The organism is Mesorhizobium cantuariense (genome assembly GCF_042647205.1).
Classification (GTDB): Bacteria; Pseudomonadota; Alphaproteobacteria; order Rhizobiales; family Rhizobiaceae; genus Mesorhizobium; species Mesorhizobium cantuariense.
Genome location: NZ_JBHRVD010000001.1, coordinates 4,312,226 through 4,333,096, shown reverse-complemented (window position 1 = coordinate 4,333,096; position 20,871 = coordinate 4,312,226). Strand labels below are relative to the sequence as shown.

The window sequence follows — 20,871 nt, the reverse complement described above, 5'->3', positions numbered from 1 at the left end:
GATGGCCGATATCGTCTTTCGCAATGTCACCAAGCGCTATGGCAATACACTCGCCGTCGATGACGCCTCGTTCACGGTCAACGACAATGAGTTCTTCTGCTTCTTCGGGCCGCCGCTGTCGGGCAAGTCGACCATCCTGCGCCTGGTGCTCGGGCTGGAGACACCTGACACCGGAGAGATCCTGATCAGCGGCAGACCGGTCAACACGGTGTCGCCGGCCGAGCGCAACGTGGCGATGGTGTTCCAGAACCTGGCGCTGTTTCCGCATATGAGCGCGCTCGATAATGTCCGCTTCCCCTTGGTCGAACGGCGGGTCGCCGAGGTCGAGATCAAAAGGCGGGTCGCCGACGTCGCGGCGAAGCTGCATATCGGCCATATCCTGCACAAGCCGCCGGGACAGCTTTCGGGCGGCGAGCGGCAGCGTGTGGCGATCGCCCGTGCGCTGGTACGCGATCCCAACGCCTATCTGATGGACGATCCGATCTCGGCGCTTGACGCCAGGCTGCGTGAAGAAACGCGCGTCGAGCTGAAGCGCATCCAGCGCGAACTCGGCAAGACGCTGATCTATGTCACGCACGACCAGGAAGAGGCGATGTCGGTCGCCGATCGCATCGCCATCCTGGAGGATGGCAGGATCAGGCAGATCGGTGCGCCGGCCGAGATCTATGACCGTCCGGCCAGCACCTATGTGGCGCGGCTGCTCGGCTCGCCGATGATGAATATCCTGAGATCGGTGCGCGGCGAGGGCGGCGTCGAGGCGGCCGAAGGCACGATCCATATCAAGGACAAGACGGCGCCGGCGGATGCCATCGAGATCGGGCTGCGGCCGGAAGATATCAAGGTCAGGCCGTGGGCGGACGGTGGGCCAAGCCGCCCTGCGCGGGTGTTCGAGGTCGAGCCGCTTGGCGGCTACACCGTGGTGACACTCGCTGCCGGGCAGACGCGGCTGAAGGCATTGCTGCGCGGCCAGCCTGACATCAGGCCGGACGCCATGGTGGCGATATCCTGCGAGCCGGCCCGCGTGCATTATTTCGGACAGAGCGGGGGAGCGCTGGCACGATGACGGCGGCCGCAAGAAAAGAGCTTCGGGAGGAAGAGATGGCGAGCAAGGGCTTCGAGCCGGACGTGAAGGTCCGCACGAAGGAATACAGGATCGGCTGCGTCGGGGCCGGGATGATCATGGCCGAGTGCCATCTCGCCGCCTACAAGGAAGCCGGCTTCCCGGTGGTGGCGATTGCTTCGCGCACCAGGGCCAGCGCCGAGAAGGTGGCGACGCGCTGGGGCATCCCGACCGTCCACGATACGCCCGAAAAGCTGATCGAGGATACGAATGTCGAGATCATCGACCTTGCCTTTCCGCCTGACCAGCAACCGGCGCTGATCCGCCATGCGCTGAAGCAGAAGCACATCAAGGCGATCCTGGCGCAGAAGCCGCTGGCGCTGTCGGTCGACGAAGCGGTCAAGCTGCGCGACGAGGCGGCAAAGGCCGGCAAGATCCTCTCGGTCAACCAGAACATGCGCTACGACCAGTCGATGCGCGTGCTGAAGCAGATCATCGACAGCGGCGCTTTGGGCGACATCGTCTTCGCGCAGATCGACATGCACGCCATCCCGCACTGGCAGAGCTTCCTCGAGGATTACGACCGGCTGACGCTCGCCAATATGAGCGTGCATCATCTCGACGTGCTGCGCTTTCTGTTCGGCGACCCGGATGAAATCACCACGCTGACCCGCAAGGACCCGCGCACGAAATTCGACCATTCCGACGGCATCACCGTGTCGACGCTGCGCTTCCCGTCCGGCGTGCTCGCGGTGTCGCTGGAGGATGTGTGGTCGGGTCCGCGCCAGGACGGCTACAAGGACGACCAGCACATCAATTGGCGCGTCGACGGCACCAAGGGGGTCGCCAAGGGCACCATCGGCTGGCCGACGGGCGCTGCCTCGACGCTGACCTACGCCTCGGCCGAGACGACCGGTGGCGAATGGGTCAGCCCGAGCTGGGACACGATGTGGTTCCCGCATGCCTTTATCGGCGTGATGGAGCAGCTGCAGCACGCGGTGAAGACCGGCACGCCGCCGGCGCTGTCGGTCGCCGACAACGTCAAGACGATGGCGCTGGTCGAGGCCGGCTACCGCTCGATCGACGAGGGCCGCACGGTCAAGCTTTCCGAAATCTCGACAAACTGAATCAACTGAAATCGCTTACAGGGAGGAATTCACACCATGATGCAGGCAGGTATTTTCACGGGCTATTTCCCGTACGGCCTCGAAGAGACGGCGAAGAAGATCCGCGGGCTCGATTTCAACACGGTGCAACTCGACCTCCACTTCAAGGATGTCGACCTGTCGGCGGGGCAGATCACCAAGGACAAAGCCAAGAAGGTGCGTGACGTCTTCCGCGACCATCACCTGCCGGTGTGCTGCATTTCCGGTTATACCAACATCATCCATCCGGACAAGGCCGAGCGCGACAAGCGTGTCGGCTACCTCAAGGAGATCATCCGCAACGCCCGCCATTTCGGCAGCCCGTATGTGATCTCGGAAACCGGCACCTACAACACCGAATCCGACTGGGTGCATCACCCCAAGAACAAGACCGAGGAAGGGTTCGAGGAATGCCGCAAGGTGGTCGCCGACCTTGCCCAGACGGCCTATGACCACGGCGCGGTCTTCCTGCTCGAAACCTATGTCAACAACGTCGTCGGCTCGGTTGAGGAGACGGTGAAGATGTTCGCCCAGGTCGACCATCCCGGCCTCGGCCTCTTGATGGATCCGACCAATTATTTCGAGACGCACAACATCGACAAGATGGACCAGATCCTGAACCAGGTGTTCGACACGCTGACCGACAAGATCAGAATAGCGCACGCCAAGGACGTCAAGCGTTCGGGCGGCGACAAGTCCGAGAAGCACGCCGATATTGGCGACGAGGACGCGCTGGAGAGCCATACGTTCCGTGGCGTCGGTGAGATCGAGCTGCCGGCCCCCGGTCTCGGCTCGCTGAACTACGACCTCTATCTCCAGCGGCTGGCGGAAAAACATCCGAACATCCCGGTCATCATCGAGCATCTCTCGGAAGACGACGTACCACGCGCCAAGAAATTCCTCGACGGGAAGTTCCGCGCCAACGGTCTGTGACGGCCATCTCGCGCCGTCAATTTGCGGCGGCGCGCCCAAAAGCAAGGGAGGAAAGAATGTTGAAATTCGCATTGAAACTGGCGGCTGCGGCCACGCTGCTGGCCGGCGTTTCGTTGAGCGCGCCGGCACTGGCGCAGGATGGCCAGAAGACCTTCTACCTGCTGTCGCATGGCGGTCCGTCGGATGCATTCTGGCTGGACTGGAATGCCGGCGCCACCAAGGCCTGCGACCAGCTCAAGGTGACCTGCAAGATCTCCTTCAGCGGCGGCGACATGGCGGCGCAGAAGGAAGCCTTCAACTCCGCACTTGCCGCCAAGCCCGACGGCATCGCCACCACCTCGGCGCAGCCGGGCCTGTGGACCGAGGAGGTCAAGGCCGCCAAGGCAGCCGGCATCCCGATCGTGTTCTTCAACACAGACGATCCGGCGACCGGACGGCAGGCCTATGTCGGCGCCGATCTCAAGGAGGCCGGCGTCATCTGGGCCAAGTATCTCGTCGACCACAAGATGGTGAAGCAGGGCGACAAGGTGTTCCTGCCGGTGGAGGTGCCTGGCGCCAGCTATCAGCAGCTGGAGACCGAGGGCATCGCCAGTGTCTTCGATCCGTTGGGGATCAAATATGATGTGGTCGATTGCGGCACCGATCCGGCCGGAATCATCGCCAAGATGACCGATTACATGGTCGCCAACAATCCGCCGGCGATCATCGCGCTCGGTGATTCCGTGGCGGCCAGCGTCAAGCGGGTGTTCGACGGCGCCGGCGTGCCGGCCGGCAAGATTCCGGTCGTCGGCTGGGGCAACTCCAAGGAAACCGCCGAAGCCGTCAAATCCGGCTTCGTCAATGCGGCCGCCTGGCAGTTCCCGTCAGCGCAAGGCTTCATGCCGGTGGCGCTGCTCGGGCTCGCCGCGTCGGGCGAGCCGATCGGCTACGACATCCACACGTTCAGCCTCTACGACGCCTCGAGCGTCGAACCGATCCTGAAGCTCTACAACACGAAGTGAAAACCGGTGCCCGCGGCGCAGGCCGCGGGCGTCTCTTCAAAGCATGGTTCAAGCAGTCATGACGATCGCAGCAGAAGACGAAATGCCTGTCGGGAAACGCAGATCGAGCCTGATGCGCTCGCCGCAATTCTCCTCGCTGGTTATCCTGATTGTTTTGCTTGCGGTGTTCGCCATCGCCGACGCCAATTTCCTGTCGCCGCTCAACATCTCCAACATGATGGCGTTCCTGCCTGAGCTTGGCATCATCGCGCTCGGCATGACGCTGCTGTTGACGGCGGGTGAGTTCGACCTTTCGGTCGGCGCCGTGTTCGGACTGGCGCCGGTGGTGGTGATGCTTCTGGTGCAGAATGGCGGCGTGGATATCGGTGTCGCTCTTCTGGCTGGACTTCTGCTGTGCATCGCCATCGGCGCCATCAACGGACTGATCGTTACCAAGATCGGCATTTCGTCCTTCTTGGTCACACTGTCGATGCTGCTCGTCGTGCGCGGGGCGGCGCTCTACATCACGCAGGGTTTTCCGCTGAAGTCTTGGGACCAGCCCGGCTTCTTCGTGACGCTGCTGGCCGGCAGCTTCAATGTCGGCTCGTTCCGATTCTACACCTCGCTGTGGTGGTTCATCGGCCTGTCGCTGCTGGCGATCTATGTGCTGCGCTATGCCAAGCTCGGCAACTGGATCAGCGCCATCGGCTCCAACCGCAACGCCGCGGTGGCGCGCGGCGTGCCGGCGGACGCCGTCAAGGTTTGGCTGTTCATCCTGACCTCGGTTTTGGCGGGGCTTGCCGGCATGATCAGCGCCTTCCGCATCTCGGCCGCCTCGCCGGTGGCTGGCACCGGTTACGAGCTCGAGGTGATCGCCATGGTGGTGGTCGGTGGCACGGCGCTGACCGGCGGGCGCGGCACGATCCTCGGCACCATCGTCGGCGCGCTGATGCTGCGCGCCATCCGCAACGGCATCGTGCTGATCGGCGTGCCGGGCCTGGCCTACAACATCTTCGTCGGCGTCATCATCCTGGCCATGCTCATCCTGCACGCTCTGCTGCAGAAGAACGCCGCAAGGGGCTGACCATGGAAGTTCTCCGGTTGCAGAACCTGCAAAAATCCTTCGGCAGCGTGCGCGCGCTGAAGAACGCGTCCTTCGCCCTCAACGAGGGCGAGGTGGTGGCCTTGCTCGGCGACAATGGCGCCGGCAAATCGACGCTGATCAAGGCGATCTCCGGCGTGTTTCCAGCCGACCGTGGCGACATCTATGTGCGCGGCGAAAAGGTTTCGATCCGCTCGACGCGCGATGCGATGGATTTCGGCATCGAGACCATCCACCAGGACACGTCGCTGGCGCCGGATCTCAGCATCGCGCGCAATCTGTTTCTCGGCCGCGAGCCGGTCAAGCTGAAATGGCTGGGCGTGTTCGCGCCACTCGATCTGGCAAAATTGCGCGGCGCGGCATCGGCGTTGTTGAAGCGCGTTGGCATCTCGAAAAAGCTCGATGCCGATGCGCTGGTCTCAACGCTGTCGGGCGGCGAGCGCCAGTCGATCGCGATTTCGCGCGCCATGCAGTTCGCCGCCAAGGTCATCATCCTCGACGAACCGACCAACAATCTCGGTGTCGAGGAAACCCATGGCGTGCTGCGCTTCGTCAAGGAGGTGCGTGACGCCGGCCATTCGGTGCTCTTGATCACCCACAACATCCATCACGTGTTCCAGGTCGCCGACCGCATCATCGTCATGCGCCGTGGCGAGATCGTCGCCGAGCAGACGGTTGCCGATACCGATCTTCTGACCGTGGAAAGCATCATCACCGGCGCCGACATGTCGGCGCTGCTGAAAGAGACGAGAGCGAAGTGAAGAAGTTGGCCGTCACATGGTAGAACTTTACGGCAAGACGCTTTCGCGCCGGCAGGTGTCGGAACGTTCGGGCATGCTGTCGCAATTCGCCGGTGTACGGCTGATGACGCTTGGCGACGGGGTGGAACGCGGCATCCGCATGCTCGAGTTCCGCACCGGCTCGGGCCTGCGTTTCACCGCGCTGGTCGACCGGGCGCTCGACATCGCCGACTGCGACTTCAAGGGCCAGGCGATCGGCTGGCATTCGCCGAGCGGTTTTCGCAATCCCGGCCTGCACGATTATGAGGGGGAAGGGGGGCTCGCCTGGGCACGCTCGTTTTCAGGCCTGCTGGTCACCTGCGGCCTCGACCACATATTGGGCCGGGAAGAAGTGCCCGCCGATAGCTACAGCTACCCGGGCAAGAAGACCGTGACCCATTCGCTGCATGGCCGCGTCGGCACCATTCCGGCGCGGCTGACCGGTTATGGCGAGACCTGGGATGGCGACCGCTGCGTGCTTTGGGCCGAAGGCATCGTGCAGCAGTCGGCAGTGTTCGGCGAGGACCTGCATCTGCTGCGGCGCATCGAGGCCGATGTCGGCGGCAACGAGATCCGGCTGTCGGACCGCGTCGTCAATCACGGCTTCAACCGCACGCCGCATATGTATTTCTACCACGTCAATGTCAGCCATCCCTTGCTCGATGAGGGTTCGCGCTATCTGGCGCCGATCCGGGACGTGGTCTGGGCCGGGCATGACGGCGAGCGCTACCAGGCGCAGAAGGTCGGCTACCGCACGATGCCGGCGCCGCGGCTGGGTTTCAGCGAGCAGGTCTGGCAGCATGAAATGGCGGCGGACGCCAATGGCGAGGTACCTGTGGCAGTGGTCAACGATCATCTCGGCCTTGGCTTCGAAGTGGTGACGCGCAAGGATCAACTGCCTTGCGCCTACCAATGGCAGAATTTTCAAGCGGGGCAGTATGCGATGGGCATCGAACCCTCGACGCATCATGTGCTCGGCAATCTCGCGGCGCGTGAACGCGACGAGATGATCTGGCTGGAGCATGGCGACAGCCGTTCTTACGACGCGGTGTTCCGGGTGCTCGACGACGCCGGCGCGATCGCCGCGGCTGAAGCGAGGATCGCTTCGATCGCCACGCAGCCGCAACAGGATTATCCTGCGCCGTCGGGAAATTTTCCGGGATTGGCGGACAGGGCATGATGCGAAACGAATGCTCCGGCTGGCGGGCCGGAAATCGGAGGTCGATGTGATGGAGAAAAAGCGCGACTACAGCCTGGTCGGCGAAAGCACACGCATCGCGATCGAGACGGGACTGGCCTCGGCCGAGTGGTATCACACCGACGTCGCGCGCAAGGCGATGAAGGAGCTGATGCAACGCTCCGACGGGCCGGCAATCCGCGACACGATCATCTGGATCGTTGCCATACTGGGTTCGGCCGCCGGCATCATCTGGTTCTGGGGCACGTGGTGGGTGGTGCCGTTCCTGCTCGTCTATGGCGTGCTCTACGGCTCATCCAGCGACTCGCGCTGGCACGAATGCGGCCACGGCACCGCCTTCCGCACGCGCTGGATGAACGATGTCGTCTACCAGATCGCCAGCTTCATGCTGATGCGCAATCCGGTGACCTGGCGCTGGAGCCACGCCCGCCACCACACCGACACCATCATTGTCGGCCGAGATGCCGAAATCGCCGTGATGCGTCCGCCGGACCTGCTGCGCGCCGCACTTGCCTTCACCGGCATTCTCGATTTCCGCTATTCGCTGCCTGCGCTGGTGCGCAACGCGTTCGGTAGCATCTCGCCCGACGAGAAGAGTTTTATCCCGGAGATGGAGCTGCACAAGGCGGTCACCGCCGCGCGCTGGCATGTTGCCATCTATGTCCCGGCAATCGCGCTGGCGCTGTATTTGTGGTCGTTCCTGCCGCTGGTGCTGATTGGCCTGCCGCGCCTCTACGGCAGCTGGCACATGGTGCTGACCGGCCTGCTGCAGCATATCGGGCTGGCCGACAACGTCACCGACCATCGGCTGAACACGCGCACCGTCTACATGAACCCGATCAGCCGCTTCATCTACTGGAACATGAACTACCATGTCGAACATCACATGTTCCCGATGGTGCCGTATCACGCGCTGCCGAAACTGCACGATCTGATCAAGCACGACCTGCCGGAGCCGAATCCGTCGATGTGGCATGCCTATCGCGAGGTCTGGCCGGTGCTCATCAAGCAGCTCCAGTACGAGGACTATTTCCTCAAGCGCGAGTTGCCGCCGACGGCGCGGCCATACCGGGAGGAGTTCCACGCGCTGACCGTCCCGGCGGCGGCGGAATAGAGTTTCGGGAGCCGAGAGATGGCCGACTGGGTTGAAGCGTGTGGCATCGACGATGTCGAGGAAGAGGACGTCATCCGCTTCGACCATGGCGGCAGAACCTTTGCCATCTATCGCAGCCCGGACGACGAGTACTTCGCCACCGACGGCTACTGCACGCATGAGAAGGCGCATCTGGCCGATGGGCTGGTGATGGACGACATCATCGAATGCCCCAAGCACAATGGCCGCTTCAACTATAAGACGGGTGTGGCCCGGGGTGCACCGGTATGCGTCAATCTTGCCACCTATCCGGTGAAGGTCGAGGCTGGCAAAGTGATGATCCAGATCGGCTGACCTGCCGCAGCATGTAACAGAGGGACCTCCAGATGAGCCGAAAGAGACCGACGGTGGCGGATTTGCGCGCCATGAAGGGCAAGCGCCAGCTGACCATGTTGCGCGTGCTGACGATGGACGAGGCCGAGGCCGCAGAGCGGGCAGGGGTCGACATCGTCTCGGTGCCGCCCGAACTGGTGCTCAACCCGCAATACCGCGACGCAGCGCCCAGCCTGTTCACCATGCCGGGCGACAATTTCTACGAGATCGGCACATCGGACGATTTCCTGCGCTGGGCCTTCCGGCTCTACAAGGCCGGCGCCGACGCGGTCTATTGCAGCGCCGGCTACGCCACCATCAAGCGGATGGCGGACGACAATATCCCGGTGATCGGCCATGTGGGCCTCATTCCCTCCCGCGCGACCTGGACCGGTGGCTTCAAGGCGGTCGGCAAGACCGCCGATACCGCCATGGAGGTCTTCGCAGCGGTAAAGCAGTTGGAGGCCGCCGGCGCCATCGGTGCCGAGATCGAGGTTGTGCCTGTCGAGGTGGCCAAGGCGATCTCGGAGCGTACGTCGCTGATCATGCTGTCGATGGGCGCGGGCACAGGCTGCGACGCACAATATCTGTTCGCCGACGACATCCTCGGCCAGAACCGTGGCCACATGCCTCGTCACTCCAAGGTCTATCGCAATTTTACTGCCGAATATGATCGTTTGCAGGCCGAGCGCATCGCCGCCTTCTCGGAATACGTCGCCGACGTCAACAGCCTGGCCTATCCCGAAGACAGGCATGTCGTCCACATGGACCCGGCCGAGCTACGCCTGTTTCTGGACAAGGTCGGCGGAGCGTAAGGCCGGCTGCCAATCTCCACCTGCGAGGGCGGCGTAGAGTGCTTCGGCATCGATGCCGAGCGGCCTGTCTTCTTTCACGGCAGGGATCAGCGCGCGTATCGCCGTGTGAACAGCGGCGGTGCGTGGCGCCAGCGTCAAGCCGTCGCGCAGGTCGACCGCCTGTGCCGCCGCCATCAATTCGAGGGCGATGAGCCGCCGCCACAGCGCGATCATCCCGGCGCATTTCGCAACCGCCAGCGGCGTCTGCGTGGCGTGGTCCTCGACGCCTTCCGACACGGCCAGGAAGTCGAGCATCACCGGATTGGCCTTGTGGCGGATGGCGGCCAGGATCGACGTCGCTGTCTTCTGCAACGGCACGAAGCCGGCCGAAGCGCCGCCGACCGGCGATAGATATTTCGGCAGGCCATTGCGGCCGGAGCCGGTGAGCTGGATGAAGCGGGCGGCGCTTGCCGCGGCACATTGGGCGATTGCCAGGCCGAGCGTCTCGAAGGCCAGCGCCAGCGACGCGGTGTGGAAATTGCCGGTCGGCAGCACCAGTTCGTCGTCGCCCAGCACCAGCGGATTGTCGGCGGCGGCGTTGAGCTCGATCTCGGCGGCATGTCTCGCCTGACCGATCGCCTCGATCAGCGCGCCATGGATCGACGGCATGCAGCGGATCGACAGCGGATCCTGCAAGGTGGTCGGCGCCGGCGTCTCGTCTCGGACAAGCAGATCGTGCAAAGCCTTGGCGGCTTCCTGCTGGCCGGCCGCCGGACGCGCCATATGCAGGCGCGGGTCGAGGATGGTGCGGTTGGCACCAAAACCTTCCATGGTCAGAGCCCCGGCCTGCTGTTGCTGGGCAAGGGCGGATAGGGCATCCGTCACCGTAAGTGCGCCGCTGCCGGCGGACACCGCCGAGGCGTTGATCAGCGACAGCCCGTCCTTGGGCGCCAGGCTGATGGGGGCGAGGCGCGCCATCATCAGCGCCTTGGCGGCCTGCATGCGACGGCCCTGATAGTCTGCTTCGCCTTCGCCGGTGAGCATGCGCGCGAGTGCTGTCATCAGCACCAGATCGCCGGCACCGATCGAGCCGAGCGACGGCATGACGGGATGGACGCCGGCATTGAGCGCGTCGACCAAGGCGACAAAGACGGCAGGCGAAAGGCCGGAGCCGCCGGTCGACAGCATCGCTGCGCGCGCGACCATGGTCGCGCGCACGGCATCAACCGGCAACGCTTCGCCGACCGCGCCGCTGCGTCCCTCAAGCAACTGGCGCTGGAAGGCGCTGGCGTCGCCCTCGACAGCGGTGCCGAGATTGGCGCCGAGCCCGGTGTTCAGGCCATAGATCTGCTGGCCGGACGCTGCGGCCTGGTCGAGCACTTTTCGTGCCTTCTCCAGCCTGCCGATGACATCCGGTCCGATCTCCACCTTGCGCCCATCGCGGGCGACCGTAGCGACATCGCTAACGCCGATGCCGGTTCCGGTGAGGACGAGCGCGGTCATGCGAAGCGCAGCCTTTGGCCGATGCCTTGCGCCTGCGCCTTGGCCAGCATCGCCTTGCCGAGCGCAATGTCGGACAGCGACAGGCCGCGATGCCAGAACAGGATCGTTTCGTCGTCGTTTTCGCGCCCGGCCTTGAGACCGGCGGCAATCTGGCCGAGCTCGGCATGCAGCGTCTTCTCGCTCAGCCGCCCGGTCTCGACATGGGCACGCAGCGAGCCGAACTTGCCGCCCTTGCACTGGCCCCAGTCGTCGACGACCATTTTCTGCATGATGTCGGTCAGCGACAGTTCCACCGCGCTCATCGTGCCGTAGGGAACAACCAAGGCACCGGGCTTGATCCATTCGGTTTTCAGCAATGGCTGCGGCTCCGGCAGCCGCGAGGCCTCGACGACGATGTCGGCGCCCTCGATGCAGCTTTTCCAGTCGACCACCGCCGTGACTTTCTTGCCGAGGTCGGCGGACAGTTTGGCGGCGAAACTGTCGCGACTTTCCGGGCGGCGCGAATGGACGCGGATCTCGTCGAAGTCGAAGAGGTGGTCGAGCAGGCGCACGTTCCAATAGGCGGTGCCGCGCGCGCCGATATGGGCCAGCACCTTGGAATTCTTGCGTGCCAGATGCTTGGCGCCGATGGCGGTGACAGCGCCGGTGCGCATGTCGGTGATGACGGTGGCGTCGAGGATGGCGCGCGGCGTGCCGGTGCGCGGATCGAACAGATTGAGGATACCGAATTCGGAAGGCAGACCATGCAGGTAATTATCGACATAGTCGCCGACGATCTTGACGCCGGCGGTGTCGAGCGGCGCGACGTAGCCGCGCAAGACATTGAAATGACCGTGGAAGGACGGGTCCGGCTCGAGATGGACGCGCGGCTCGATCACCGTCTGGCCGTTGCCTTGCGCCACCAGGCCGGCCTCGACGGCGGCAATGATTTCACCATCGGTCATGGCAAGGGCATCGATGTCGAGGGCATTGAGGTAGTCGATATAGATGGGCTTCATTTTACGCGGACACTTTCCTCGGCCACCCCGTTCATCCCATAGCAGGCCGCGGCGGGACACGAAAGTTTGTTGCGCCGTCTCTGGACGCGTCCGGCCGAATGCTGTTCAAACCGGTTCCATCATGACTGCCATTCCCGAGACCGAAACCTTACCCGAAACGGCCACCAATGCGCGGCGCGTGGCGCTGATCGTCGCCATCGCCTTCTTCATGCAGTTGCTGGATTCGACGATCATCTCGACCTCGCTGCCGCAGATGGGTGAGTCCTTCGGTGTATCCGCGGTGGCGATGAGCATCGGCATCACCGTCTACATGCTGACCATGGCGGTGTTCGTGCCGCTGTCGGGCTGGCTTGCCGACCGGTTCGGCGCGCGCAACATCTTCCTGCTGGCGATCGTCCTGTTCACCCTGGCTTCGCTTGCCTGCGGCGTCTCGCAAAACCTGACCCAATTCGTCGCCGCACGTGTCGTGCAAGGGCTGGGCAGCGCGCTGATGACGCCGGTCGGGCGCATCCTGGTGCTGCGTAACGCGTCGAAGTCGGAGTTGCTGAACGCCACGGCACTGATCACCTGGCCGGCGCTGTTTGCGCCAGTGGTCGGGCCGGTGCTCGGCGGCTTCATCACCACCTATCTGTCCTGGCACTGGAATTTCTTCATCAACATCCCGCTCGGCGTGGTCGGGCTGGCGCTGGTCGCGCGCTTCATTCCGGGCGACCGCGAAGCAGATCCCAAGCCGCTCGACTGGCCGGGCTTCGTGCTGACATCGGCCGGGCTCGCTTTGCTGCTCTACGGCCTCGAGCGCATCGCGCATCCCGAAGACGGTGTCCTGCCGACGGTGCTGCTGATCGCCGCCGGCATCGTCATCGGCTGGCTGGCGGTGCGGCATCTCCGGCGCGCGCCGCATCCGCTGCTCGATCTCTCCTCGTTCAGGGTGCTGACCTTCGCCATATCGACGCTGGCCGCCGGCACCATCTTCCGGGTGGCGATCAACGCCACGCCATTCCTGTTGCCGCTGCTGTTCCAGGTTGGCTTTGGCCTCAGCCCCGTCGATGCCGGCATGATGATCCTTGCCTATTTCCTCGGCAATCTCGGCATGAAGACGGTGACGACGCCGACGCTGCGCCGCTTCGGCTTCCGGTCGGTGCTGGTCGTCAACGGCCTGATCGCCTCGGCGGCGATCATGGCCTGCGCTGCAATCTCGCCGCAGACACCGCAAGCGCTGGTGGTGGCGCTGATGCTGATCGCCGGCCTGTCGCGCTCGATGCAGTTCACCGCACTCAACACACTGGCCTTCGCCGATATCGATGCGGCGCAGCGCAGCTCGGCGGCGACGCTGTCCTCGATGCTGCAGCAGGTGGCGATGCTGTTCGGCGTCGCGGTGGCGGCGGCCATTCTCAACCTGTCGCAGATCGCCAGGGACCGGCCCGCCCTCGACCTCGTTGATTTTCGAATCGCCTTCCTGGTGATCGGCGCCATCGGTCTGGTGGCGGCGTTGCGTTTTCTCGTGCTGCCGCCGGGTGCGGGCGCCGAGGTTTCCGGCCATACGCCGGAGAATTGAGATCGAATTCTTCCGCCTGATGCGGAGATAAATTCCGTCTTGTCCTTTCGCCTTGGTGCAGCGCTTTCGCGAGCGGTCGCAATGGCGCAACCAATTGCCAAAAGCGCAGAGTTTTCCGCGCATTGCGCCAGCTTCGGCAATCGATGCGTCCACTCGGTGAATATCGCTGCCGGCTCGGGTTCTGAACGCGGATTCATTTGACGAACCGGCGCTGAGCCGATTAGCTTTCTTCCCAGGGATGGCAGCGCTGCCATCGGGGCAAACGCAGACATGAACACGATCGGCTGGCCGACTCTCACGAGCCTGAATCAGGAAGGCATTGTCTTTGCCATCGCGGTGGTGCTGTTCGTTGCCGCTGCCATCGGCCTGCCGGGCTTCATCGACCCCAACAACCTTGTCGCCATTGTCCGCTCTGTGTCGGTGCTCGGCATATTGGCGCTCGGCATGGCCGTCGTCATCATCGGCCGCGGCATCGACCTGTCGGCCGTGGCAATCATGGCGATGTCGGTCGCCTGGTATCTGCAGCTTCTGAACTCGGGCACGCCGGATGGGCTGGCCTTCGCCTATGTGCTGGCCGGTGTGCTTGCAATCGGCCTGCTCAACGGCTTTCTCGTCGCCTATGCCGACGTGCCGGCGATCTTCGTGACGCTGGCGACAGGCTCCTTTGTCTTCGGCTATGTGCGCTCGCAGCTGATCACGCAGGATGCCGTGCCCGTGCCGCAGGGCCACTGGGTCGAGCTGCTGGGCGGCCTGCGCTTCCTCGATATTCCCATCGAGGTGTTCGTCTTCGCCGGCCTGGCGTTCCTGTTCTTCCTGTTCCTGCGCTACACCAAATGGGGCCGCTACATCTATTTCGCAGGCGACAATCCGGTGGCCGCCCGCAACATCGGCATTCCGGTGCGGCCGATGCTGGTGCTGCGCTATGTGCTTTCCGCCTTCGTCGCACTGATCGCCGGCCTGCTGACGGCGGCGAGCCTGCATTCGATCAACACCCGCGTCGTCAATTCCACGCTGCTCTACGACATTGTGCTGGTGGCGGTGATCGGCGGTATCGGCCTGTCCGGCGGGCGCGGCGGGGTGCGCAACGTGCTGGTGGGGGCAGCACTGATCGGCATCCTGCTCAACGCCATGACCATCATCGACATTCCGCTGCTCTACCAGAACCTGATCAAGGCGGCGATCCTGCTCGGCGCCATCATCGTCGACGGCATCATCAATCCACGTGACGAGCAGACCGCCCAGCAGGGCGACATTTAGGGGTACCCGGTCCGATCCATCCCGATCGGCCGGCAATGAAAATCGAAACGAGAGGATCTGACATGAAATTCATCAGGACATTGATGGCTGCCGCCACAGCGCTCGCCGTCACCGCCTTCGTGGCGCCAACCTTCGCCGCCGACGATCCGGGTCCGGCGGCTTACGCGCAGGCGCTCAAGGGCAAGCGTGTGATGCTGGTGCCGCTGGCGATGGGCTTCGACCTGGCGCAGGGCTGGGCGCACTATCTGAAGACCGAGGTCGAGGCATGGGGTGGCGTGTTCGAGACGCGCGACCCGAACTGGGTGGTCGATGCCGGTGCGCAGGCGATCACCGACGCCATCTCGTCGGACACCAGGCCGGACGTGCTGATCATCCATGCACCGGACCTCAACTCCTATTCCAAACTGATGAAGAAGGCGCAGGCCGCCGGCACCTATGTCATCCTGGTCGACAATCCCGCCAACTTCCCGGCTGATGCCTTTATCGGCAGCGACTGGGACCGGCTTGGCCAGCTCGAGGCCGAAGCGGCGATCAAGGGCTGCGGCGAGAACTCGTCGAAGAAGATCGGCCTTGTACAGGGCGACCAGGCCAACTCTTCCAGCCTTTACCAGTATGCCGGCATCATGAAGGTGCTGGACAAACATCCCGACTTCAAAGTCGTGGCCAAGCCCGACTCCAACTGGGATGCGACGACCTCGCGCAACGTGACGACGACGATGCTGCAGCAGAATCCCGACATCTGCTCGATCATCGATTTCTGGGATGGTGACGCCACCGGCGCATCCGCCGCGATCCGCGACGCCAAGCTTGACGGCAAGGTGTTCCTGGTCACCACCGGCGGCGGCGAGAAGGCGGCCGACTGCGACAAGCTGCAGGACGGTACCTATGGCGCCGTGGTGATGACCGATCTTGCCCGCCAGTCGGGCGACATGAACGCCATCATCAAGTTCCTGCTGCAGAGCGGCCAGCCGGCCGGCACCTCGCACACCTACATCTACACGCTGGAGAAGGCGACGACCAAGGCCGACCTCAAGCCCGACAGCTGCTGGGACCTGAAGGCGCTTCAGGCACAAGCGGCAGCGGCAAAGTAAGGCCGCACTTTTTCGACTGAAGTATCAACGAGGTGGCCGGAAGGATCCGGTCACCTTGTTCCCTCATGGAATAGCAGCAGCCGATGTCCTTTCGCGAACGCCTCCAGTCCTGGCGCTACAATCTCGTGCCCGACCATGTCGTCGGCGAGATCCTGACGAAACGCTGGACCGACAACGCCATTCCGTTCCTGGCGCTGGTGGCGACGCTGGCAACCTTCGGCTCGGTCATTCCCGGCTTCTTCAAGCTGACCGCGCTGCAGGAATCGACCCGCCAGCTCGGCGAGTTCTCGATGGTGGTCACCGGCATGACGGTGGTGATGCTGGGCGGCGGCATCGACCTGTCGGTCGGCTCGATCTTCGCACTGTCCTGCTTTTCCGCCGTCTATGTCTTCTTCATCCTCGAACAGTCGATCTGGCTGGCGCTGGCCGCGTCGCTCGCAACGGGTCTCATCTTCGGCGCCATCAACGGCTACCTCGTCGGCTATCTCAGGCTGCGCGCCTTTCTCACCACGCTGGTCACCTTCATCTTCGGGCGGGCGCTGTTCGACATTCTGGTCACCACCTATGCCGCCGATGTGCAGCTCTCGACCGCCACATCGGATGTGCTCGACTTCATCGGCGACAGCACCTTCTGGGGTCTCTCGGTCTCGGTGTGGCTGGCGATCATCCTGGCCATCATCACCCATATCGCGCTGACCCGCTCGCGGCCGGGCTGGCATGTGCTGGCGGTCGGCGGCTCCAGGCGCTCGGCGCACAATGCCGGCATCCGCGTGCGCCGCACGGTGTTCATGACCTATGTCTTCTCCGGCTTCTGCGCCTCGATCGGCGGTTTTCTCATCGCCTGCCGCCTGAGCGGGGCAGGGCCGGGCACCGGCCTCAATCTCGAGATCATGGCGCTGACGGCGGCGGTGGTCGGCGGTGTCAGCCTCGGCGGCGGCCGTGGCTCGGTGATCAAGGGGCTGATGGGCGCCATCATCGTGCTGACCATGACCAACGGCCTCATTCGGCTTGGCTACGGCACCGGCACCAACCAGATGGTGCTTGGCATCATGCTGGCGGTGGCGGTGACCATCGACATCCGCTGGCTGAAGAACCGCCACAAGGTGCTGAACGAGGTCTATGTCGCGCCGGTCTATCTCAAGATGGGCGAGACGCAGTCGGCCGCACCCGGCTCGGGCACGCCCTACGAGCTGGACAACAGGCTGTCGGCCGCTGACCATATCGGGCTTGGCGAGCTGGAGGGGCCGGAAGACGTCATCCTCGACCGCGACGACAATCTCTATTGCGGCACGCGCCATGGCGAGATCGTCCGTTTCTTCGCGCCGGACTATGTCAGATCGGAGGTCTTCGCCCACATCGGCGGTTTTCCGCTTGGACTTGCCTTCGACAAATCGGGCAATCTGATCAGCTGCGTCGGCGCCATGGGACTCTATTCGGTCTCGCCGGATCGAGAGGTCAAACGCCTGTCGGCGGAAACGTCGCGCTCGTGGACCTCGATCGTCGACGATGCGCGCCTGCGTGACCCGAACGACTGCGACATCGCACCCGATGGCCGCATCTATTTCACCGACTCGACCAAGCGCTATGACGCGCATGACTGGGCGCTGGACTCGATCGAAAATCGCGCCACCGGCCGGCTGCTGGTCTACGACCCGAAGGACGGCTCGACGACGACATTGCTCGACGGCTACCGCTACACCAATGGCGTGTGCATGGCGCATGACGGCAAGTCGCTGTTCTTCGCCGAAAGCTGGGCCTGCCGCGTGCATCGCTACTGGCTGGAAGGGCCGAAGGCCGGCACCGCCGAATGCGTCATCCGCGACATGCCGGGCTATCCCGACAACATCAACCGCGCCTCGGACGGCAATTACTGGATGGCGTGGCTCGGCATGCGCACGCCGAGCTTCGACCTGTCGCTGCGCCATCCCGACATGCGCAAGCGCATGACGCGGCGGCTGCCGCAGGACGAATGGCTGTTCCCCAACATCAACACCGGCGGCGTGGTGAAATTCACAGAAAAGGGCGGCATCGTCGAGGCGATGGCCGATCTCACGGGTGGCGCGCACCCGATGGTCACCTCGATGCGGGAGCACAAGGGATATCTGTTCGTCGGCGGCATCCTCAACAACCGCATCGGCCGCTACAAGATTTCAGGTGCCGACCCGAACTGGACCAGTCCCGCTTCCTATTGGGGAGCAAAGCCATGATCCTCGATCCTGTTCTCGACCTGTTTCGCGGCAAGGCGGTGACCATTCCGCCGCTCGACGGCGCTTTCCGCCCCAACACGCGGCTGGACGATGCGCCGGCTCTCACCAGCCTGGCCGAGCCAGACAATTTGCTGGTTGCCGATGGCCGGCTGCTCGCTTCCAGCGGCAACGTCATCTACGCGATCAAAGCCGGCGCGGAGCCTGCCGTGGTCGAGACCTTTCCGTCTCCGGTCACGGCGCTGGCGCTGGTGCAGTCGGGTGAACTAACGGTGGCTTTGGAAAGTGGCAAGCTGCTGATTGCAGGCGAGGAGGTTTCGCTGCCGGCAGAAATCCGCTGTATCACCGCACTTGCCTATGCGGACGACGGGACCCTGTGGCTAGCCAATGGTTCGGCCGAGCATGCGCCGTCGCAATGGGCCGCCGACCTGATGAGGAAGGGTGCCTCCGGTTCGCTATGGAGATGCGGACCTGCCGAGATCCGCTTCCAGAAGATCGCTGGCGATATCGCATTTCCCTACGGTCTTCATCCCGTTGGGCGGGATGTGCTGGTCAGCGAAAGCTGGCGCCATCAGCTCGTCCGCTTCGATGGCGCGACGGGCAGCCGCTCGACGGTTCTTGCGCATCTGCCCGGCTATCCCGCGCGGCTGTCGCCGTCCGCCGATGGTGGCGCCTGGCTGGCCTTGTTTGCGCCGCGCAACCGGCTCATCGAATTCGTGCTGCAGGAAACACACTACCGCCAGGACATGCTGAGCCAAGTGCCGCCGGCCTACTGGATCGCGCCGGCACTGGCGTCCAGCCGCAGCTTCCTCGAGCCGCTGCAATGCGGCGGCATCCGCACCATGGGCATCCACAAGCCGTGGTCGCCGAGCCGCTCCTACGGGCTGGTGGTCAGGCTCGACCAGAAGATGCAGCCGCAATTCAGCCTGCACAGCCGCGCCAACGGCACGCGCCACGGCATCTGCAGCGTAGCCGAGAAGGACGGCCTTCTGTTCATCGCCTCCAGGGGTGGCGACCGCGTGCTGGCCATCGACCTTGCGTCGGGAGGTTTTTGATGGAACCTATCGTTCGCCTGGACAATGTCACCAAGACTTATCGCGGCGTGCCCGCGGTGAAGAATGTCACCTTTGAGCTGCGCAAGGGCGAGATCCATGCGCTGCTTGGCGAAAACGGCGCGGGAAAATCGACGCTGACCAAGATCATCGCCGGCGTCGTCGACGCCACCTCAGGCAAGATGTTCCACAAGGGCCGGGAGATCGCCTACGCCTCGCCGCATGCCGCCCTTGAAGCCGGCATCGCCATGGTGTTCCAGGAGACCAGCCTGGTGCCGTCGATGACGGTGGCGCAGAACCTCTATCTCGGCACCGAAAAGTTCCTCAACCGGCTGCGCGGTACCTACATTTCGGCGCAGCAATTCCTGCAATCGCTCAACTTTCCGGTCGACCCCAACGCCATGGTGGCAACGCTGGGTGCCGCCAAGCGGCAGATGGTCGAGATCGCGCGCGCCGTTCACCACAATGCCGAGATCATCATCTTCGACGAGCCGACGGCGACGCTGACGCCGGAGGAGAAGCGCCATTTCTTCGCGCTGATCCGCCGGCTGAAGGCGAGCGGCGTTTCGATCGTTTTCATCAGCCATGCGCTGGAAGAAGCGCTCGATATTGCCGACCGCATCACCATCCTGCGCGACGGCGAACTGGTCATCACCGACGACACGTCGGCCTTCGACCGCGACCGGATCGTCGCCGCCATGGTCGGGCGTACTTTGTCGGGGCAGATCTACCGGCAGCGTGACGAGGCCAAGCTGCGCAAGGCGGGCCGGAAGGTGCTGTCGGTGCAGGACATTTCGATGAGCAATGTCGTGCGCAACAATTCCTTCTCGATCTTCGAGGGCCAGATCACCGGCGTGTTCGGGCTGATTGGTTCGGGCCGCACCGAGACCTTCAAGATCGTCGCCGGCATCTACAAGCGCGATTTCCTGCGCGGTGGCGCAATCGAACTCGATGACAGGCCGGTGCGCTATCTCGTGCCGAGCGAAGCGGTGGCCGACGGCATCGTCTATGTCACCGAGGACCGCAAGAGCGAAGGCATTTTCGAGACGATGGGCATTGCCGAGAACCTGTTCGGCGGGCTCTTGGCGGCAGGCCGCGAAAAGGCCTGGGTGATCAACGCGCAGGAGATGCGCGCGCTGTCGGCCGAGTGGACGAAGACGCTGAACATCAAGGCGATCAACGACAATGCGCGTGTCGTCGAGCTGTCCGGCGGCAACCAGCAAAAGGTGGTGATCGGCAAGGGGCTGGTGCAGAAGCCGCGCATCGTCATCTTCGACGAACCGACGCGCGGCGTCGATGTCGGCGCGATCGCCGAGATCCACCAGATCATCAACCGGCTGGCCGATGAGGGCTTGGCCGTCGTGGTCATCTCGTCCTACCTGCCGGAGATCATGAACCTGTCCGATCGCATCCTGGTCTGCCGCCAGGGTCGCATAGTCGAGGAGTTTTCGCCGGCGGAGGCCACGGAGGAGAAGATCATGTACGCGGCGGTGCATTAGGTTTCTGGGCGGTGCGTACTCAGACAATTGGCCGGAACGCCCATCCCTTCGTCATCCACGGGCGAAGCAAGGAGCGTAGCGACGCGGCGCAGACCCAAGGATCCATGCCGGGACTCTGTAGCGCTGCCGCGGTTCAGAATTCTGCTCCGCTGCATTCTACGGCTAAGGTCACGGAATGGATCCCAGGGTCTGCGCGACGGAGCTTCGCTCCTGCTTCGCCCAGGGATGACGAAGGTGAGGGGTCTCGCCAACCTCC

Annotated in this window: 18 protein-coding genes; 16 read left to right on the top strand and 2 right to left on the bottom strand. The window is 63.7% G+C overall.

The features are described 5' to 3' along the window. The first annotated feature begins 1 nt into the window (after position 1). From ACFOJ9_RS20945 to ACFOJ9_RS20900, 10 genes are read left to right on the top strand one after another with little or no spacing between them, the layout of a single operon-like run. Complete coding sequence (locus ACFOJ9_RS20945) at positions 2-1,063, top strand: ABC transporter ATP-binding protein (RefSeq protein WP_378980905.1); 1,062 nt, start codon at positions 2-4, stop codon at positions 1,061-1,063. A 35-nt stretch (positions 1,064-1,098) separates the two neighbouring features. Further along, positions 1,099-2,187: a Gfo/Idh/MocA family protein gene (locus ACFOJ9_RS20940; RefSeq protein ID WP_378987924.1), complete on the top strand. Its 1,089-nt coding sequence runs from the start codon at positions 1,099-1,101 to the stop codon at positions 2,185-2,187. A gap of 36 nt (positions 2,188-2,223) precedes the next feature. After that, complete coding sequence (locus ACFOJ9_RS20935; RefSeq protein ID WP_378980903.1) at positions 2,224-3,138, top strand: sugar phosphate isomerase/epimerase family protein; 915 nt, start codon at positions 2,224-2,226, stop codon at positions 3,136-3,138. Positions 3,139-3,194: 56 nt separating this feature from the next. After that, positions 3,195-4,139, top strand: a complete 945-nt coding sequence (locus ACFOJ9_RS20930) for a sugar ABC transporter substrate-binding protein (protein WP_109660982.1) — start codon at positions 3,195-3,197, stop codon at positions 4,137-4,139. Between the two features lie 58 nt (positions 4,140-4,197). After that, the gene (locus ACFOJ9_RS20925) at positions 4,198-5,202 is read left to right on the top strand and encodes an ABC transporter permease (RefSeq protein WP_378980901.1); all 1,005 of its coding nucleotides are present in this window, start codon (positions 4,198-4,200) and stop codon (positions 5,200-5,202) included. After that, positions 5,199-5,981 (top strand): ATP-binding cassette domain-containing protein, encoded by a 783-nt coding sequence (locus ACFOJ9_RS20920; protein WP_378987921.1) that lies wholly within the window; start codon positions 5,199-5,201, stop codon positions 5,979-5,981. Before ACFOJ9_RS20925 ends, ACFOJ9_RS20920 begins: the two co-directional genes overlap by 4 nt. Before the next feature lie 16 nt (positions 5,982-5,997). Further along, positions 5,998-7,179: an aldose 1-epimerase family protein gene (locus ACFOJ9_RS20915; RefSeq protein WP_378980899.1), complete on the top strand. Its 1,182-nt coding sequence runs from the start codon at positions 5,998-6,000 to the stop codon at positions 7,177-7,179. Between the two features lie 49 nt (positions 7,180-7,228). Continuing rightward, a complete protein-coding gene (locus ACFOJ9_RS20910) occupies positions 7,229-8,311 on the top strand; it encodes a fatty acid desaturase family protein (protein ID WP_378980897.1) in 1,083 nt (360 codons plus the stop codon). Positions 8,312-8,329: 18 nt separating this feature from the next. Next, complete coding sequence (locus ACFOJ9_RS20905) at positions 8,330-8,644, top strand: MocE family 2Fe-2S type ferredoxin (RefSeq protein ID WP_378980895.1); 315 nt, start codon at positions 8,330-8,332, stop codon at positions 8,642-8,644. Positions 8,645-8,676: 32 nt separating this feature from the next. Then, entirely contained in the window at positions 8,677-9,477 is an 801-nt protein-coding gene (locus ACFOJ9_RS20900; protein WP_378980893.1) for a 3-methyl-2-oxobutanoate hydroxymethyltransferase, read from the top strand. Here ACFOJ9_RS20900 and ACFOJ9_RS20895 read toward each other — a convergent pair. Then, entirely contained in the window at positions 9,442-10,959 is a 1,518-nt protein-coding gene (locus ACFOJ9_RS20895; protein ID WP_378980891.1) for an HAL/PAL/TAL family ammonia-lyase, read from the bottom strand. The genes ACFOJ9_RS20900 and ACFOJ9_RS20895 overlap by 36 nt on opposite strands. Continuing rightward, positions 10,956-11,957 (bottom strand): ornithine cyclodeaminase family protein, encoded by a 1,002-nt coding sequence (locus tag ACFOJ9_RS20890; RefSeq protein ID WP_378980889.1) that lies wholly within the window; start codon positions 11,955-11,957, stop codon positions 10,956-10,958. The genes ACFOJ9_RS20895 and ACFOJ9_RS20890 overlap by 4 nt, the downstream gene beginning before the upstream one ends. Positions 11,958-12,078: 121 nt before the next feature. Between ACFOJ9_RS20890 and ACFOJ9_RS20885 the strand changes: the two genes are divergently transcribed. From ACFOJ9_RS20885 to ACFOJ9_RS20860, 6 genes are all read left to right on the top strand, one after another. After that, the gene (locus ACFOJ9_RS20885; protein WP_378980887.1) at positions 12,079-13,512 is read left to right on the top strand and encodes a DHA2 family efflux MFS transporter permease subunit; all 1,434 of its coding nucleotides are present in this window, start codon (positions 12,079-12,081) and stop codon (positions 13,510-13,512) included. 270 nt (positions 13,513-13,782) lie between these two features. Then, positions 13,783-14,769 (top strand): ABC transporter permease, encoded by a 987-nt coding sequence (locus tag ACFOJ9_RS20880; protein ID WP_378980885.1) that lies wholly within the window; start codon positions 13,783-13,785, stop codon positions 14,767-14,769. Between the two features lie 62 nt (positions 14,770-14,831). Beyond that, the gene (locus ACFOJ9_RS20875; RefSeq protein WP_352634053.1) at positions 14,832-15,860 is read left to right on the top strand and encodes a sugar ABC transporter substrate-binding protein; all 1,029 of its coding nucleotides are present in this window, start codon (positions 14,832-14,834) and stop codon (positions 15,858-15,860) included. 83 nt (positions 15,861-15,943) lie between these two features. Beyond that, entirely contained in the window at positions 15,944-18,067 is a 2,124-nt protein-coding gene (locus ACFOJ9_RS20870) for an ABC transporter permease (RefSeq protein WP_378980883.1), read from the top strand. Next, entirely contained in the window at positions 18,064-19,119 is a 1,056-nt protein-coding gene (locus ACFOJ9_RS20865) for a hypothetical protein (protein ID WP_378980881.1), read from the top strand. The genes ACFOJ9_RS20870 and ACFOJ9_RS20865 overlap by 4 nt, the downstream gene beginning before the upstream one ends. Next, positions 19,119-20,615 (top strand): sugar ABC transporter ATP-binding protein, encoded by a 1,497-nt coding sequence (locus ACFOJ9_RS20860; RefSeq protein ID WP_378980879.1) that lies wholly within the window; start codon positions 19,119-19,121, stop codon positions 20,613-20,615. The genes ACFOJ9_RS20865 and ACFOJ9_RS20860 overlap by 1 nt, the downstream gene beginning before the upstream one ends. Positions 20,616-20,871 lie beyond the last annotated feature (256 nt).

Coding starts and splice junctions, on each gene's coding strand:
- ACFOJ9_RS20945 (WP_378980905.1), top strand. CDS start 2: ATGGCCGATATCGTCTTTCGCAATGTCACCAAGCGCTATGGCAATACA.
- ACFOJ9_RS20940 (WP_378987924.1), top strand. CDS start 1,099: ATGGCGAGCAAGGGCTTCGAGCCGGACGTGAAGGTCCGCACGAAGGAA.
- ACFOJ9_RS20935 (WP_378980903.1), top strand. CDS start 2,224: ATGATGCAGGCAGGTATTTTCACGGGCTATTTCCCGTACGGCCTCGAA.
- ACFOJ9_RS20930 (WP_109660982.1), top strand. CDS start 3,195: ATGTTGAAATTCGCATTGAAACTGGCGGCTGCGGCCACGCTGCTGGCC.
- ACFOJ9_RS20925 (WP_378980901.1), top strand. CDS start 4,198: ATGACGATCGCAGCAGAAGACGAAATGCCTGTCGGGAAACGCAGATCG.
- ACFOJ9_RS20915 (WP_378980899.1), top strand. CDS start 5,998: ATGGTAGAACTTTACGGCAAGACGCTTTCGCGCCGGCAGGTGTCGGAA.
- ACFOJ9_RS20910 (WP_378980897.1), top strand. CDS start 7,229: ATGGAGAAAAAGCGCGACTACAGCCTGGTCGGCGAAAGCACACGCATC.
- ACFOJ9_RS20905 (WP_378980895.1), top strand. CDS start 8,330: ATGGCCGACTGGGTTGAAGCGTGTGGCATCGACGATGTCGAGGAAGAG.
- ACFOJ9_RS20900 (WP_378980893.1), top strand. CDS start 8,677: ATGAGCCGAAAGAGACCGACGGTGGCGGATTTGCGCGCCATGAAGGGC.
- ACFOJ9_RS20895 (WP_378980891.1), bottom strand. CDS start 10,959: ATGACCGCGCTCGTCCTCACCGGAACCGGCATCGGCGTTAGCGATGTC.
- ACFOJ9_RS20890 (WP_378980889.1), bottom strand. CDS start 11,957: ATGAAGCCCATCTATATCGACTACCTCAATGCCCTCGACATCGATGCC.
- ACFOJ9_RS20885 (WP_378980887.1), top strand. CDS start 12,079: ATGACTGCCATTCCCGAGACCGAAACCTTACCCGAAACGGCCACCAAT.
- ACFOJ9_RS20880 (WP_378980885.1), top strand. CDS start 13,783: ATGAACACGATCGGCTGGCCGACTCTCACGAGCCTGAATCAGGAAGGC.
- ACFOJ9_RS20875 (WP_352634053.1), top strand. CDS start 14,832: ATGAAATTCATCAGGACATTGATGGCTGCCGCCACAGCGCTCGCCGTC.
- ACFOJ9_RS20870 (WP_378980883.1), top strand. CDS start 15,944: ATGTCCTTTCGCGAACGCCTCCAGTCCTGGCGCTACAATCTCGTGCCC.
- ACFOJ9_RS20865 (WP_378980881.1), top strand. CDS start 18,064: ATGATCCTCGATCCTGTTCTCGACCTGTTTCGCGGCAAGGCGGTGACC.
- ACFOJ9_RS20860 (WP_378980879.1), top strand. CDS start 19,119: ATGGAACCTATCGTTCGCCTGGACAATGTCACCAAGACTTATCGCGGC.